This window comes from Rhodoplanes sp. P11 (assembly GCF_964266735.1).
Lineage (GTDB): Bacteria > Pseudomonadota > Alphaproteobacteria > Rhizobiales > Xanthobacteraceae > Rhodoplanes > Rhodoplanes serenus.
In genome coordinates, this window is record NZ_CAXWGY010000001.1 from 1,382,637 (window position 1) to 1,397,229 (window position 14,593).

13 protein-coding genes are annotated in these 14,593 nt (G+C 70.1%); 6 read left to right on the top strand and 7 right to left on the bottom strand.

Annotated elements, in window-relative coordinates; genetic code table 11:
- Positions 1 to 3 precede the first annotated feature (3 nt).
- Together ACFQUV_RS06080 and ACFQUV_RS06085 are read left to right on the top strand one after the other, a co-directional pair.
- On the top strand, positions 4 to 423 hold the full coding sequence (locus ACFQUV_RS06080) for a VOC family protein (protein WP_129609853.1): 420 nt from the start codon (positions 4 to 6) through the stop codon (positions 421 to 423).
- Positions 424 to 542: 119 nt separating this feature from the next.
- Positions 543 to 926, top strand: coding sequence for an iron-sulfur cluster assembly accessory protein (locus tag ACFQUV_RS06085; RefSeq protein ID WP_111384804.1), 384 nt, complete (start codon positions 543 to 545; stop codon positions 924 to 926).
- A 120-nt stretch (positions 927 to 1,046) separates the two neighbouring features.
- Here ACFQUV_RS06085 and ACFQUV_RS06090 read toward each other — a convergent pair whose 3' ends face one another.
- Entirely contained in the window at positions 1,047 to 2,114 is a 1,068-nt protein-coding gene (locus ACFQUV_RS06090; protein WP_129609851.1) for a GGDEF domain-containing protein, read from the bottom strand.
- Between the two features lie 373 nt (positions 2,115 to 2,487).
- Positions 2,488 to 3,918: a DEAD/DEAH box helicase gene (locus ACFQUV_RS06095; RefSeq protein ID WP_129609849.1), complete on the bottom strand. Its 1,431-nt coding sequence runs from the start codon at positions 3,916 to 3,918 to the stop codon at positions 2,488 to 2,490.
- A gap of 424 nt (positions 3,919 to 4,342) precedes the next feature.
- Here ACFQUV_RS06095 and ACFQUV_RS06100 point away from each other — a divergent pair, with 424 nt between their 5' ends.
- Positions 4,343 to 5,551 (top strand): 4-hydroxybenzoate 3-monooxygenase, encoded by a 1,209-nt coding sequence (locus ACFQUV_RS06100; protein ID WP_129609847.1) that lies wholly within the window; start codon positions 4,343 to 4,345, stop codon positions 5,549 to 5,551.
- Between the two features lie 12 nt (positions 5,552 to 5,563).
- Here the strand turns inward: ACFQUV_RS06100 and ACFQUV_RS06105 are convergent, their stop codons facing one another.
- Positions 5,564 to 5,737, bottom strand: a complete 174-nt coding sequence (locus ACFQUV_RS06105; protein WP_165364015.1) for a hypothetical protein — start codon at positions 5,735 to 5,737, stop codon at positions 5,564 to 5,566.
- Positions 5,738 to 5,944: 207 nt separating this feature from the next.
- On the opposite strand from ACFQUV_RS06105, the gene ACFQUV_RS06110 reads away from it, so the two are divergent.
- A complete protein-coding gene (locus tag ACFQUV_RS06110) occupies positions 5,945 to 6,832 on the top strand; it encodes a tetratricopeptide repeat protein (RefSeq protein WP_165364013.1) in 888 nt (295 codons plus the stop codon).
- Positions 6,833 to 6,952: 120 nt separating this feature from the next.
- On the opposite strand, the gene ACFQUV_RS06115 is transcribed toward ACFQUV_RS06110, so the two are convergent.
- On the bottom strand, positions 6,953 to 7,897 hold the full coding sequence (locus tag ACFQUV_RS06115) for a UDP-glucuronic acid decarboxylase family protein (protein WP_129609843.1): 945 nt from the start codon (positions 7,895 to 7,897) through the stop codon (positions 6,953 to 6,955).
- A gap of 96 nt (positions 7,898 to 7,993) precedes the next feature.
- Positions 7,994 to 9,448 (bottom strand): peptide MFS transporter, encoded by a 1,455-nt coding sequence (locus ACFQUV_RS06120; protein WP_129609841.1) that lies wholly within the window; start codon positions 9,446 to 9,448, stop codon positions 7,994 to 7,996.
- A 149-nt stretch (positions 9,449 to 9,597) separates the two neighbouring features.
- Here ACFQUV_RS06120 and ACFQUV_RS06125 point away from each other — a divergent pair, with 149 nt between their 5' ends.
- Together ACFQUV_RS06125 and ACFQUV_RS06130 are read left to right on the top strand one after the other, a co-directional pair.
- Complete coding sequence (locus tag ACFQUV_RS06125; protein ID WP_165364011.1) at positions 9,598 to 10,119, top strand: isoprenylcysteine carboxylmethyltransferase family protein; 522 nt, start codon at positions 9,598 to 9,600, stop codon at positions 10,117 to 10,119.
- A 207-nt stretch (positions 10,120 to 10,326) separates the two neighbouring features.
- Entirely contained in the window at positions 10,327 to 12,237 is a 1,911-nt protein-coding gene (locus ACFQUV_RS06130) for an SDR family NAD(P)-dependent oxidoreductase (RefSeq protein ID WP_129609838.1), read from the top strand.
- A gap of 89 nt (positions 12,238 to 12,326) precedes the next feature.
- Here the strand turns inward: ACFQUV_RS06130 and ACFQUV_RS06135 are convergent, their stop codons facing one another.
- Positions 12,327 to 13,253: an NAD-dependent epimerase/dehydratase family protein gene (locus tag ACFQUV_RS06135; RefSeq protein WP_129609836.1), complete on the bottom strand. Its 927-nt coding sequence runs from the start codon at positions 13,251 to 13,253 to the stop codon at positions 12,327 to 12,329.
- Positions 13,250 to 14,371, bottom strand: coding sequence for a glycosyl transferase (locus tag ACFQUV_RS06140; protein WP_129609834.1), 1,122 nt, complete (start codon positions 14,369 to 14,371; stop codon positions 13,250 to 13,252). Before ACFQUV_RS06140 ends, ACFQUV_RS06135 begins: the two co-directional genes overlap by 4 nt.
- Positions 14,372 to 14,593: the final 222 nt, after the last annotated feature.

The window sequence follows — 14,593 nt, forward strand, 5'->3', positions numbered from 1 at the left end:
GGAATGCCGACGCTGGACGGTGTGCTGGAGACCTGCCTGTACGTCGACGACCTCGATCGCGCGGCGCGCTTCTACGAGCAGGTCCTGACACTTCCGCGCATCGCCGGCGACGGCGAGCGGTTTCGGGCCTACGACGTCGGCGGCCGCAGCGTGCTGCTGCTATTCCGGCGCGGCGGCACCCTGGAGACGGTCGTTCTTCCAGGCGGAACGATCCCGCCGCATGACGGTCACGGGCCGGCGCATTTCGCCTTCGCGGTCGGTGACGAGGCCGAGATGGTGGCGTGGGAGCGCCGGCTGGGCGAGCACGGCGTCGTGGTCGAAGGGCGCACCGCGTGGCCGCGCGGCGGCCGCAGCCTCTATGTCCGCGATCCGGACGGGCATCTGGTCGAGTTCGCCACGCCCGGCCTGTGGAGCACGTACTGACGGGACAAAGCTCGACGGGACACAACGATGGCGCCAGCGGCGCCACTGCGATGTCCTGAACCAGTCACCAGTCATCCATCGTCCGCCGGACCTTGAACCCGGCCGGAAAGGAGAGCGGAATGGCGACAGCACGACCCCGACCCCAGGTGATCCGGCTGACCGATGCGGCGGCCGGCCGCATCCGGGACATCCTCGCCCGCGCCGATCGCCCGATCGCCGGCGTCCGTATCGGAGTGAAGAACGGCGGCTGCGCCGGCATGTCCTACACGATGGAGTACGCCGCCGCGGTCGCTCCCACCGACGAGGTGGTGGAGGACAAGGGCGTCCGGCTGCTGGTCGATCCCAAGGCGGTGCTGTTCCTGCTCGGCACCGAGATGGATTTCCGCACCGAGAAGCTGTCGTCGGGCTTCGTGTTCAACAACCCGAACCAGGTGTCTGCCTGCGGCTGCGGCGAGTCGGTGCAGATCAAGCCGGCCGAGGCCGACGAGGTCGCGGCAGGGTAGAGACGCAGGGTAGGCCACGCAGGGTAGGGCACGCGGAGTAGCGACGGCGCAGGGTGGGGCGCCTCTCGTGCCCGGCGAGGTGCGCCGCTGCGCTGCGTCCGAGCGGCGAAGCGGTGCCGCTCAGGCGATCTGCATCTCGGTCGCCGGAGAGACCTCGGGGTCGGTCTCGCAGATCACCCGATTGCGGCCGGCGTGCTTGGCGGCGTAGAGGCAGGTGTCGGTGCGCTCGATCAGGCTTTGCATCGTATCGCCGGCCCGCAGGGTGGCGACCCCGCACGAGATGGTGACCCGGCCCAGGATCTCGCGGGTGGAGCGCTTCATCAGCTCCTTGCCCATCACGGCGCGACGGATGTAGTCGGCGACCGTGGTGGCGGCGCGCAACGTGGTATCGGGGAGCAGAACCGCGAACTCCTCGCCGCCGTAGCGAGCCGCCAGATCTTGGCCCTTGACGTTCTGCTTCACCGACAGCGCCACCAGACGAAGCACCTGATCGCCGGTGAGATGGCCGTAGGTGTCGTTGAAGCGCTTGAAGTGGTCGATGTCGGTGAGGATCAGCGACAGCGGCTCGTCGCGCAGATGAGCGTGCTCCACCATCCGGCTCAGCGCGTCGTCGAAGCACTTGCGGTTGGCGAGAGTCGTCAGCGGGTCCGTCAGGCTCTCGCTGCGCACCTCTTCGAGGCTCCGTTGCAGCTTGTTGATCTCTTCCTTGGAGGCGGTGAGACGCTCTTCGAGCGCTCGGTTGCTGTCCTCCATGGCCTGCACGGTGCGGACCAGGCCGCCGAGAATGCGGCGGATCGAGGCGCCGTCCGCGGCGTGGCCGAGCTGCTGGCTGGCGTCGGCCAGGCTCTCGGAGTGGCGGGTGGTGGAGCCGACCGCGGCCTCCAGCACCCCCATGATCTGATCGAGGGTGCCGACCACGCGGCCGCCGATCGAATCGATCTGCTGACCGACCCGGGTCGGCGCGAAGAAGTCCGAGTGAATCTGTTCCAAGTCGGCTGTCGACAGTGTACCGAACTTGGCCAGGCGCTCGTTGATGGTGCGGTTGAGCGCCGGATTGTAGCCTGTCGCGTAATGGTACCAGATTTCGTAATTGCGAGGAGCCGCCGACTGTCGGAACGCCTTGATCTGGTCCAGCGCCACCTTGGCGAAGGGAACGGTCCGCTCGTAATCGTCCGACCTGTCCGTCATTCGCCCACTCCGTGGGTGAGGGAAGCGAGGCCCTGCGACCAATGGCGCGGCCGACCTGTAACCAGGACCTTAGCCGAAGCGGCTAAATTGGACGTAAACGACTGGTGACAACCCATCAAGCTCGGTGATGCGACGGCCTCGGTGATGCGACAGCATGTCGGAGCCGGTGGCCTCTCGTCGCGTCGGTCTTGCTCTTGCCGGTCGTGCTGTGGCCGGTCTTGCTGCGCCGCTGCCTCTGCGAGCCGCTGCCTCTGCGAGCCGCTGCCTCTGCCGGCCATTATGCGGCGCTGCGGTGGCGAGGCCGAGATGATCTGCTGGCATGCGGCCAGCTCCGGCTGCCGGCCGTGCGCTGAGTCTGGGGCCGGTGCCCGCGTCAAGCCTTGACGCGGACGGGGCGGAGCAGGAAGGCGGGGAGATAATTCTCGATGTCGTCCGGAGCGTCGTCACGCGGCGGGCGCTTGCGCGCCGTCTCCAGCGGCATGACGTTGGCCGGCGCGGTCTTGGCGCGCGGGCCGCGGCCGGCACGGCCGCCCGCGTCGGTGCGTCCGCCAGACGGCTCCGATCGTCCGCCTACGTCGGCGACCGTACCGTCGCGCCGCGTGTCGCGGCCGCGTCGCGGGGCGCGAGTGCCCATGCGCACCGGCTCGCTCGGACGATCGTCCTCGGCCGGATCGTCGGCCGGCGGCGCGCCGAGCCACGCGATGCTGCGGCCGATCAGCTTCTCGATCGCCGCGACCGCCTTGTGGTCGGCCGAGGTGACGATGGTGATGGCGGTGCCGGTGCGGCCAGCCCGGCCGGTGCGGCCGATGCGGTGCACGTAATCGTCGGGATGATGCGGGACGTCGAAGTTGAAGACGTGGCTGACGTCCGGAATGTCGAGGCCGCGCGCCGCCACGTCGGAGGCGACCAGCACCGTCACGTCGCCCTTGCGGAACTGGTCGAGCGCCGTCATCCGCGACGACTGGTCCATGTCGCCGTGCAGCGCCACGGCCGAGAACTTGTGCCGCAGCAGCGAGCGATGCAGGGTCGCCACGTCGCGCTTGCGGTTGCAGAAGACGATCGCGTTCTTGAGGCCCTCGGCCTGGCGGATCAGCCGCCGCAGCACCTCGCGCTTGTCGTGCGGCTCACGGCCCGACTTCACCAGGCCCTGGGTGATCGCCTCGACCGTGGTGGCCGGGCGCGAGACCTCGACCTTGACCGGGTTGTGCAGGAACTGCTCGGTGATGCGCCGGATCTCCGGCGGCATGGTGGCGGTGAAGAACAGCGTCTGGCGGGTGAAGGGGACGAGCTTGCAGATGCGCTCGATGTCCGGGATGAAGCCCATGTCGAGCATGCGGTCGGCTTCGTCGATCACCAAGAGCTCGACGCCGGTGAGCAGCAGCCCGCCGCGCTCGGTGTGATCGAGCAGGCGACCCGGGGTTGCGATCAGGACGTCGACCCCGCGGGTCAGCTTGGTGTCCTGATTGCCGAACGAGACGCCGCCGATCAGCAGCGCGACGTTGAGCTTGTGGTTCTTGCCATACTTGATGAAGCTCTCCTCGACCTGGGCGGCGAGCTCCCGGGTCGGCTCCAGGATCAGGGTGCGCGGCATCCGGGCGCGGGCGCGGCCCTGTTCGAGCGTGGTGAGCATCGGCAGCACGAAGGCGGCCGTCTTTCCGGTTCCGGTCTGGGCAATGCCGAGGACGTCGCGCCGCGCGAGAACGTGCGGAATGGCCTGGTCCTGGATCGGTGTCGGCGCGCTGTAACCGGCAGCCGTGACGGCGTCGAGGACCTTTTGGGACAGGCCGAGATGGGCAAATGACATGGAGCCTCAAACATGAATACCCGCAGCCCCGAGCCGCGCCAGCGTGAGGTCGACGCGACGGATGTGCGGGATTTGCGGTCGCACCGATGGCGAGCCGGCTGGCGACAACATAGGGGTCGTCGTTGCAAAGTCAATGCTGTGCACTGCGACAAGTTGAATAAACGCCGATATTTCCTGTCGTTTCCGCGTCACACGCGGCGGCGCCGGCCGCCCGCCGGGGAGCCGGCCGGCGGCAGCAGGTGGGCCGAGGACCGGGCGGGCGAGGTCCGTGGGCGCCCACGCGGCAGCGCCTGCCGGGCTCGCCGGCCATCGTGCGCTGCACCGCGACATGTTCCAGGCTTTCCCGGCGAACGGCCTGTTCGGCGTTTCGGTCGCCTCCTACAGGTGCCTCCACACAAAAAAGAATCGTCCTGGGAGGAGAGTCATGCGCACGACCGTCGGAATCGTCGGGGCCGGCCCCGCCGGCCTCATGCTGGCGCTGCTGCTGCAACGGGAGGGCATCGACACGGTGGTGCTGGAGGCACGCAGCCGAGCCCATGTGGAGCAACGGGTGCGGGCCGGCCTGATGGAGCAGTGGGCGCGCGACCTCATGATCGAGATCGGGGCCGGCGCCCGGCTGGTTCGCGAGGGCCTCGTCCACAACGGCATCCGCCTGAGCTTCGACGGCCGCCTCCACGCCATCGACTTTCGCCGGCTGGTCGGCCGAATCGTCACCATCTACGACCAGAAGGAGGTGGTGAAGGACCTGATCGGGCTGCTGCTCGCCCGCGGTGGCCGCATCCTGTTCGAGGCCGAGGCGATCGGGCTCGGCGGTCTCGCCGGCCCGGCGCCGGTGATCCGCTTTCGCGACGGGGACGCCGTGCGCGAGCTCGTCTGCGATGTCGTGGCCGGCTGTGACGGCTTCCACGGCATCAGCCGCGCGTCGATCCCGGATGGCGTGCTGACCGTCTACGAGCGCGGCTATCCGTTCGGCTGGCTCGGCATCCTGTCGGAGTCGCCGCCGCCTGCCGACGAGCTGATCTATGCGGCGCACGACCGCGGCTTCGCGCTGTTCTCGATGCGCTCGCCGACGCTGTCGCGCCTCTATCTCCAGTGCGCGCCCGACGAGGACGTGTCGCGTTGGCCCGACGCGCGCATCTTCGACGAGCTCGCGGCGCGGCTCGGCGGCTCCTGTCCGCTCGCCCGCGGGCGGGTGCTCCAGAAGGGCGTCACCTCGATGCGCAGCGTGGTGGTCGAGCCGATGCAGCACGGGCGCCTGTTCCTGGCCGGCGATGCCGCTCACATCCAGCCGCCGACCGGCGCCAAGGGCATGAACCTCGCCTTCGCGGACGTGGTGGTGCTGGCGCGGGCCCTGGCGGCGTGGACGCGGACCGGCCGCACCGACGCGCTCGACGCCTATTCGCGCGTCTGTCTCGATCGCGTGTGGAAGGCGCAGCGCTTCTCCTGGTTCATGACCCAGCTCCTCCACCGCTTCCCCGACGAGACGGCCTTTGATCGCCGCCGCCGCCAGGCCGATCTCGTCGATCTGGTCGGCTCGGCGGCGGCCGCGACCGCGCTCGCCGAGAACTATTCGGGGCTGCCGCTGGCGGCGGCGGCGCTGGAGGCTGCGGCGCCTTTCAGTGTTTCCGGATAGTGTTCCGGGTGATCAGTTCGCCGTCGTTCCGGGGCGCGGCACCCGGATCGGCGCTTCGCGCCGTTCGGGCGCCGCGAACCCGGAACCCAGCGGCACACTCGGAGCTCTCGGCTGGCTTCCGAACAGCCGCTTCGCGGCTTCCGGAATGACTGCCGCGTTGATCAGCCGGGTCTCGAACGAGGCCATTGTCCGGCAAAGTGGACGTGGGTTCGCTGCCGGAATGCGATCACGCAAGGACGTCGGAAGCGGAGTTGCGCCACGGGCCGACGCATGGTTGAGCAGACCTTGCGGCGCGGTCGTGGAGATCGCGACAATTCGTGGCGAATTGCAGCTCCCCGCCTAGCGGATTCCTCATCACCGCGCCGTAGTTTCGGCCCGGAGGTGACCCCCGACATGCCCATCCGTCTCGCGATCCGTCGGCTCGACATCGCCATACCGTTTCTGCTGATGGCCCTCGCGGCGTGGGCCCCGTCGGCGGCGGCCGGAAGCTTTTCGGAGAAGCTGACCAAACAGCTCCACACCAACAGCCTGCGCGAGGCGCAGCGCGCCGAGGAGCGCGCCGGCGGCTTGGACGAGGCGTCGATCCGCGCCACGCTGCCCCCGGACGCCGATCGCCGCACCGTGCTGCGGGCGCGCGCCGTGCTGTTCGAGAAGGTGTCGCAATTCGACCGTGCCGAAGCGGATCTCACGGCGGCGCTCGCCATCACGCCGAACGATCCAGCGCTCCATCTCGACCGCGGCTATTTCTACCTGCGTCGGCAGCGTTTCGCCGACGCCATCGCCGACTTCCTGGCCGGCGCTCGGCTGGAGCCGCGGCGGCCCGTCCATGTCTACGCGGTCGGCCGCGTGCACGCCGCCATGGGCGACCACGAGCGGGCGATCACCAGCTACACGGAGGCGATCCGCATCGATCCGCACGACGCGCGGGCGCTGCTGGCGCGGGCCGAGGCGAAGCTCAATCTCGACCGCTTCGCCGACGCGAAGATCGACTACGACCGCGCGCTACGCTCGGCGCTGCGTGGTCCGGTGGACCGCTTCTTCGCCTTCCTGGGCCGCGGCTTCGCGGCGCTCTCGTTGCAGCACTACGACGCCGCCGTGGCGGATTTCGACCGCGCGCTCGAGATCGATTCCGAAGCCTACAATGCCATCGTCTGGCGCGGCTACGCCAACGAGATGCGGGGCCGTGTCGATCTCGCGATCCTCGATTACGAGCGTGCGGTCGCCCACGACCCGACCGACGCTACCAGCCGCGCCAGCTTGCAGCGGGTGCGCTCGAAGTGAGCAGCACCGCGGCTGCCGTCGGAGCGGACTCCCATTCAACGCGATCGGACGCCGCTCTGAACGTCTTTGCGTGGTCGCATTGTCGACGGCGAACCGGCGTCCACTTCGCCGGACAATGCTCTAAAGACCGAGCACCCGCCGGAAATACGCGATGGTCGGCACCAGCCCGTCGGCGAGTCCGACGGTCGGCGCCCAGCCGAGCTTCTCGCCCGCCAGCGTGATGTCGGGGCAGCGCTGCTTGGGATCGTCGGCCGGCAGCGGCCGGAAGGTCAGCCGCGAGCGGCTGCCGGTGAGGCGCAGCACCTGCTCGGCCAGCTCCAGCATGGTGAACTCGCCCGGATTGCCGATGTTGACCGGGCCGACGAAGTCGGCCGGCGACTCCATCATCCGCAGCAGGCCCTCGATCAGATCGTCGACATAGCAGAACGAGCGCGTCTGCGTGCCGTCGCCGTAGATGGTGATCTCCTCGCCCTTGAGGGCCTGGACGATGAAGTTCGACACCACCCGGCCGTCGTTCGGGTGCATGCGCGGCCCGTAGGTGTTGAAGATGCGCACCACCTTGATCTCCAGCGCATGCTGGCGGTGATAGTCGAACATCAGCGTCTCGGCGCAGCGCTTGCCCTCGTCGTAGCAGCTCCGCGGGCCGATCGGGTTGACGCGCCCCCAGTAGTCCTCGCGCTGCGGATGCACCTCCGGGTCGCCATACACCTCCGAGGTCGAGGCTTGCAGCAGCCGCGCCTTCACACGCTTGGCGAGCCCCAGCATGTTGATGGCGCCGTGCACGCTGGTCTTGGTGGTCTGCACCGGATCGTGCTGGTAGTGCACGGGGCTCGCCGGGCAGGCCAGGTTGAAGATGCGGTCGACCTCGACATACAACGGGAAGGTAACGTCGTGGCGCATCAGCTCGAAGTTCGGCTTGCCGAGCAGATGGGCGACATTGCGGCGGGTGCCGGTGTAGAAGTTGTCGAGGCACAGCACCTCGTGCCCGGCCGTGATCAGGCGGTCGCACAGATGCGAGCCGAGAAAGCCGGCGCCGCCGGTGACCAGAACCGCATTGTCGTCCATGTGTCGCCACCCCCCGGGGGCTTCGCCTCGATGGGCTGCTTTTGGCAGGTGGCGGGCGCCGCAACAAGGGGCGTCTGCCGGGTTGTTCCGCGCGGCTCAGCCCGGCCCGAGACGGCCGCCGTCGCGCGGCGCGGCCGCCGCGGCCTCGCCGAGCGCCTCGTGCAGCGGCCGCCGGGCCGCCGCGATGATGACGGCCGCCGATGCCGCCAGCGCCGCGATCATCAGGAAGAAGGCGGTGCGGTCCATCCGCTCCCACAGGCTGCCGAGCACCCCGGCGAGCAGGTTTCCGGTCATGCTGGTGGCCAGCCACACCCCCATCAGCAGCGAGGCATGGCGGGCGGGCGCGATCCTGGTCACCAGCGACAGGCCGATCGGCGAGAGATACAGCTCGCCCAGCGTCAGCACGGCGAAGTAGGCGACGAGCCACGCCATTCCCGCACGGCCGTCCTGGAGGGTCGCGGCCGCCATCACCAGATTGGCGAGGGCGACGCCGAGGCAGCCGAGCGCCATCTTGGTGACCGTCGAGGGCTCGCGTCCGCGCCGGCTCTGCCACGCCCACAGCTCGACGACGAGAGGCGTGAACAGGAAGATCATCAGTGGGTTCAGCGCCTGGAACCAGGTCGTCGGGATCTCCACCACGAGGCCGAGCAGCGTGACGGTGCGATCGGTGTGGCCGTCCGCCCACAGCGTCACCGTGTTGCCCTCCTGCTCGTAGGTCGCCCAGAACAGCGTCACCGGCACGCAGAGGAGCAGAAGGGCGATCACGGCGCGGCGCTCCCGGCGCGTCATTCGGTCGGCGCCCGGCATCGGCGTCGGTGTCGCGGTGCGCACATCCGGCGGCAGCGTGCGGGCGCCCGCCAGATAGACGGCGAGCCCGATCAGCATGCCGAAGCCCGCCACCCCGAAGCCCCAGTGCCAGCCGACGCGCTCACCGAGCGAGCCGCACACCAGCGGGGCCAGGAAGGCGCCCAGATTGATGCCGACATAGAAGATCGAGAAGGCGCGGTCGCGGCGCGCATCGTCGGCGCCGTAGAGGGTGCCGACCTGGGTGGAGATGTTGGGCTTGAACGCACCGCTGCCGAGCACCAGCACGGCGAGCGCCGGAAACAGCAGCGTCTCCACCGCCATCATGAGATGGCCCAGCGCCATCAGCGTGGCGCCGAGCACCACGGTGCGGCGCTGGCCGAGGACGCGGTCGGCCACGAGGCCACCGAGCAGCGGCGTCAGATAGACGAGCCCGGTGTAGAGCCCGTAGACATGCGACGCGAAAGCCTGCGGCCCGAGCGGCCCGAACACCGCCTCCAAGGCGCCACGCAGCGCCGCGTAGCCGATCACCGTCTCGGCGCGTCCCGGCTCCGACAGGTGCTTCACCATGTAGAGCACCAGGAGGGCGCGCATCCCATAATAGGAGAAGCGCTCCCACATCTCGGTGGCGAACAGCACCGCCAACCCTCGCGGATGACCGAAGAGATCGCCGCGCCGCGCGATCGCCGGTGCCGGCGACGCGGTGTCGCCGGGCGGGTCGGAGGGATCGCTTGGCGAAAGCCGCATGGGCGTTATTTTAGGAGCAGATGGTCGGACGCCCGGCGGGGCCGCCGCGCCGCTCTACTCTAGTGGGGGCGCGGCCCTGCGGCCAGCCGGCCCCGCCGCCGGATGGCGATCGTGAGGAGCCGACCAGACGGGGACGGAAGGGGAGCCGCATGGACGATCGGGTCGACCGGGCCGAGGCCCCCGACAAGGCCGGCGTGATCGCGCCGCCGCCGCTGATCGCCTTCGCGGCGCTGGTGCTGGCGGCGGGCCTCGAATGGCTGTGGCCGATCGATGTGCTCGCTTGGCTCGGGCTCGGCGTCCGTCTGCCGGTCGCCGCCGCGCTGGCCATCGCCGGGCTCTTGGTGGCGGTCGCCGGCGAGCGGCGCTTCGCCCGCCTCGGCACCGATCCGCTGCCGTGGCGCCCGTCGACCGCGCTGGTGACCGACGGCATCTATGCGCACATGCGCAATCCGATGTATGTCGGCCTCGGGCTCTTGATGCTCGGCCTCGCGATCGGCTTCGCCTCGGTTTGGCTGCTGATTCTGCTGGTGCCGGCCGCGCTGGTGCTTCATCACGGCGTGGTCCGGCGCGAGGAGCGCTATCTGGAACGCAAGTTCGGAGACGCCTATCGGGCCTTCGTGGCGCAGGTGCCACGCTATGGCTGGCCGCCGCGTCGATCCGCCGGTGGTTAGAAACTGTGGAAGCTCCGACGCGGCGTCTATTCGACGAGACATCGGTCTCCAGCCGTGTCTGTTGCACTTTGCAATTGCGATACGATCGTGTTGTCTTTCGAGGGTGGGTGCGGTATCGCTCGACGAGGGCGTGAGGGTGTCCAGGCCGTCGCCCACGGGGCGGACCACCGCCACGGGGCGGACCACAGAGACGGCGATTCGCGCACGATGGCTGGCGGCTTCGAGAACTACGGGCGGCGGTCCCTGGTGATCGCGCACGACGCGGTGGCCACCGCGGCCGCGTTGCTGGCCAGCTTCGCCATGCGTTTCGAGCCCGAGGGGCTGGCCGAGCGCATGGACGGGCTCGTGGTCGTGGTGCCCCTGTTCGTGCTCTACGCCACGGCGGTCTATTGGTATTTCGATCTCTACCGCTCGAAATGGCGGTTCGCGTCGCTGCCGGATCTCGCCGGCATCGTGCGGGCCACCACGGTGCTGGCACTGACGCTGCTGGTGCTCGATTACGTGCTCGTCGCACACTACTTCTACGGCCATTTCTTCTTCGGCAAGATCACCATCGCGCTCTATTTCGTCCTCCAGGTCTTCTTCCTCGGAGGCGCTCGTCTGGCCTACCGCTACTTCCGTTTCACGCGCACCCGCCGGCGGGCCGAGTTGCAGGATCACATCACCATCCTGATTCTCGGCCGCGCGGCCGACTCGGAGGTGCTGCTTCGCGCGATCGAGAGCGGCGCGGTCCGCAACATGTGGCCTGTCGGCATTCTCTCGCCGTCGCCGGCGGACCAGCGGCAGACCGTGCGCGGAATTCCCGTGCTTGGAGGATTTGGTGACCTCCATCGCGCCTGTGTGGATTTGGCGGCCCGCGGCCTCGAGGTGCGGCGCCTGATCGTCACCGCGTCGGCCTTCGTGGCCGACACCGGCATCGCCGATGCCCTGATGGTGGCCCGGCGCTTCGGCGTCGCGGTCAGCCGGCTGCCGTCGCTGGAGGACGGCGGCAATCCGTTGCAACTCGCCCCGGTGGCGGTCGAGGACCTGCTGCTGCGCCCGAGCGTCGTCATCGACTATCGGCGGCTGAGAGAACTGGTGCGCGGCCGGCGGGTTGCCGTCACCGGCGGCGGCGGTTCGATCGGAGCCGAGATCTGCCGCCGGCTGGTGACCTTCGGGGCCAGCCGTCTGCTGGTGATCGAGAATTCCGAGCCGGCGCTGCATGCGGTCCTGGAGGCGCTGTCGCTGGTCGGCGGCGAGGTCGCGGTCGAGGGCCGCATCGCAGACGTGCGCGATCGCCGGCGGCTCGACGGGCTGTTCGCCGCCTTCGCGCCCGAGATCGTCTTCCACGCCGCCGCCCTCAAGCATGTGCCGCTGCTCGAATGCGACTGGGGCGAGGCGGTGAAGACCAACGTGCTCGGCTCGGTGAACGTCGCCGAGGCGTCGCTGGCCGCCGGTACCCGTGCCCTGGTGCTGATCTCCACCGACAAGGCGATCGAGCCGGTCTCGATGCTGGGCGCCACCAAGCGGTTCGCCGAGATGTACTGCCAGGCGCTCGACGCCGAGCTGGCGCGGCGGCACGGTGGCGCCTCGCCGATGCGGCTGATCGCGGTGCGCTTCGGCAACGTGCTCGCCTCCAACGGCTCGGTGATTCCGAAGTTCAAGGCGCAAATCGAGGCGGGCGGCCCGGTGACGGTGACGCATCCCGACATGGTCCGCTACTTCATGACCATCCGCGAAGCTTGCGATCTGGTGCTGACGGCCGCGAGCCATGCGCTCGGGCCGCCGCCCTCCGACCTCTCCGTCTACGTGCTCAACATGGGGCAGCCGGTCCGGATCGTCGATCTCGCCGAGCGGATGATCCGGCTGAGCGGCCTCGAGCCCGGCCGTGACATCGCCGTCACCTACACCGGCATCCGTCCCGGCGAGCGCCTGGAGGAGCGGTTGTTCGGCCGCGAGGAGCCGGTCTTCGACATCGGGGTCGCGGGCGTGGTGGCGGCCAAGCCGGTGTTCGCTCCGCTCGACCAGATGCGGGCGCGCGTCGTCGCCCTCGAGCAGGCGGTGCTCTATGGCGAGCGTGAGGGCGTGCTCCATGTGCTGCGCGACGCCGTGCCGGATTTCCGGGGCGTCGCCGCCTGAGCGTTCGGCCGCCTGATTCGGTCGCCGGAGCGGCGTCGGTCGCCTGACGTTCGACGGCCCAGAGCCTCGCCGGCGCGTCGAGGCGCGCCTCAGCCGATGCCGGCTCGCACGGCGGCCCGCAGGCCGCCGCGGGTCTCCACCGCAGGGCGCCAGCCGGCCGCCAGCAGCTTGCCGGGGTCGACCACCAGATCCTGGCCGATGCGGTCCCACAGCACGTTGCGCTCGCTGGTGCGCAGCAGGATCTCGAACGGCGCCGGAGGCGCCCCGGCGGCCGGCGCCGGTCGTCCGTCGGCCTCGCGCAGGATGGTGATCATCTCGGCCACCGTGATGGGCTCCGGGTCGGCGACCAGGAAGGTCTCGCCGGCGGTGGCCGGCGCGCCCAGGCAGAACACGATGGCCTCGACTAGATTGTCGAGCGCGAGCAGCGAGCGGCGGTTCGAGAAGGCGGCGGCCGGTAGCGGCCACGGCTGCGTCGAGATGCGCATCAGCAGCGCGACGTTCCCCTTTACATGCGGGCCGTAGACGAGCGTCGGCCGCAGGATGGTGAAGGGCACGCGGGCGGCGCGGATCTCCGCCTCGGCGGCCAGCTTGGCGCGATCGTGGGCGGTGGCCGGCTGCGGCGGGTCGCTCTCGCGCACCATGTGGTCGGCGGCAGCACCGGCCTGGACGCCGGCCGACGACACGAAGAGCAGCCGCTGGATCGGGCGTCCGATGCAGGCCCTGGCCAGCTCGCCGGTGGCGGCGCGGATCACCCGGTCGTAGACCGCATCCTCGATGTTGCTGCGATAGGCGATGCCGGCGAGATGGACGATCTCGTCGACGCCGTCGAGCAGCGGTGCCCAGTCGACCGGCTCGGCGAGATCGGGCAGGCGCACCGCTTCGATCCGGTCGCCGCTCGGGACGGCGGCGGTCGTGCGGGCGGCAGCACGAACCAAGCGTCCGGTCGCTGCCAGCGCCGGGACCAGAGCGCGGCCGACGAAGCCGCTCGCGCCGGTGACGAGGACACGGCGGATCATGGTGCGTCTCCGGCCGACGTGCCGCCGGTTGGCCTGTCTCCGGCCGGCGTGCCGCCGGCGGGGGCCCGCCTGCGGGTCCGGGACAGGTCGGCGAGCAGCGCGGCGACCAGCGCGGCGCCGAGCAGGAGCGCGGCGATGTCGAGCCGGACATCGGCCACCGCCACGGTGCCGATGGCGAGGCCCGCGAGCACCAGATTGACCGCCGCCACCCGGCCGATCACCTCCGGCACGCTCAGCCCGCCGGCGGTGGCGCGTTGATAGAAGTGAGTCCGGTGCGCCTCCCAGAAGCGTTCGCGGCGGACGACACGGCGCATCAGCGTGAGCGTGGCATCCGCCAGATAGTAGAGCGGCAGCAGCAGGGCGGCGGCGAGGTGCCCGCGACCGGCCAGGCCGAGCAGCAGCCAGCCGGTGACCAGCCCGAGCGGCAGGCTGCCGACGTCGCCGAGGAACAGGCGGGCGCGCGGGCGATTGAACGGCGCGAAGCCGAGGAGAGCGCCGAGCAGGGCGAGGGCCACCAGCCCGCCGGCCGGCGGCACGGCATCGAGCCCGGTGAGCACCACGAGGGCCGCGGTCAGCGGCACCAGCTCGACCACCGTCATCCAGTCGAGCCCGTCCATGAAGTTGACCAGGTTGACGAACCACAGAAGGCCGAGGGCCACCGCGAGGCGCTCCAGTATGGCCGGAACCGCCTCGACGATGCGCCAGTCGGCCGGCACGGCCACCACCACCAGGGTGACGGCCGCAACCTGAAAAACGAGACGAGGAAGCGGCGGCAGCGGCCGGATGTCGTCGACCAGGCCGAGCACCGCGAGGCCGACGGCCGCGATCGCGGTGGCGACGACCGGCGGCGCGGCGAGCAGGCGGGCCAGCGCTCCGCCGTCGCTGGACAGCGCGGCGATCAGGATCGGCACCAGCAGCGCCGCCGCCACCACGGCCGCTCCGCCACCCTGCGGTGTCGGCACGACATGCGAGGAACGCGCGCCCGGCCGCGCCAGCGCATGACGGCGCAGCAGTGGCATCGATGCCAGGATCAATCCCGCGGTCGCCGCACCTGTTCCGACCAGGATCGACACCCCTGCCTCCGCCAGCACGCGATACACTTCCACGTCAGGGTTCATCGGACACGACCGCGGCGTCACCATCCTCGACCAGACGAGCCCAGCGGCCACCGGCAAGACGACCACCGGCCCGTGAGGCGTCCCGTCCGGTCGAGGCGAGACGGTAACAATCAGTTAACCATACCTGCGCCGGCCCCGGTAGCCGATCGCCGCCGCCGTCCCCCACCCAATGGGAGGCGGCCTCCGGCCGGGGAGGGGCCGGAGGCCGTGTGTCGCCGGTCC

What these genes read in the sequence shown, in the direction of transcription:
- ACFQUV_RS06140 (WP_129609834.1), bottom strand. Translation starts at nt 14,371, where the DNA reads ATGAACCCTGACGTGGAAGTGTATCGCGTGCTGGCGGAGGCAGGGGTG.
- ACFQUV_RS06080 (WP_129609853.1), top strand. Translation starts at nt 4, where the DNA reads ATGCCGACGCTGGACGGTGTGCTGGAGACCTGCCTGTACGTCGACGAC.
- ACFQUV_RS06105 (WP_165364015.1), bottom strand. Translation starts at nt 5,737, where the DNA reads ATGGCCTCGTTCGAGACCCGGCTGATCAACGCGGCAGTCATTCCGGAA.
- ACFQUV_RS06085 (WP_111384804.1), top strand. Translation starts at nt 543, where the DNA reads ATGGCGACAGCACGACCCCGACCCCAGGTGATCCGGCTGACCGATGCG.
- ACFQUV_RS06125 (WP_165364011.1), top strand. Translation starts at nt 9,598, where the DNA reads ATGGACGATCGGGTCGACCGGGCCGAGGCCCCCGACAAGGCCGGCGTG.
- ACFQUV_RS06120 (WP_129609841.1), bottom strand. Translation starts at nt 9,448, where the DNA reads ATGCGGCTTTCGCCAAGCGATCCCTCCGACCCGCCCGGCGACACCGCG.
- ACFQUV_RS06130 (WP_129609838.1), top strand. Translation starts at nt 10,327, where the DNA reads ATGGCTGGCGGCTTCGAGAACTACGGGCGGCGGTCCCTGGTGATCGCG.
- ACFQUV_RS06135 (WP_129609836.1), bottom strand. Translation starts at nt 13,253, where the DNA reads ATGATCCGCCGTGTCCTCGTCACCGGCGCGAGCGGCTTCGTCGGCCGC.
- ACFQUV_RS06095 (WP_129609849.1), bottom strand. Translation starts at nt 3,918, where the DNA reads ATGTCATTTGCCCATCTCGGCCTGTCCCAAAAGGTCCTCGACGCCGTC.
- ACFQUV_RS06090 (WP_129609851.1), bottom strand. Translation starts at nt 2,114, where the DNA reads ATGACGGACAGGTCGGACGATTACGAGCGGACCGTTCCCTTCGCCAAG.
- ACFQUV_RS06100 (WP_129609847.1), top strand. Translation starts at nt 4,343, where the DNA reads ATGCGCACGACCGTCGGAATCGTCGGGGCCGGCCCCGCCGGCCTCATG.
- ACFQUV_RS06110 (WP_165364013.1), top strand. Translation starts at nt 5,945, where the DNA reads ATGCCCATCCGTCTCGCGATCCGTCGGCTCGACATCGCCATACCGTTT.
- ACFQUV_RS06115 (WP_129609843.1), bottom strand. Translation starts at nt 7,897, where the DNA reads ATGGACGACAATGCGGTTCTGGTCACCGGCGGCGCCGGCTTTCTCGGC.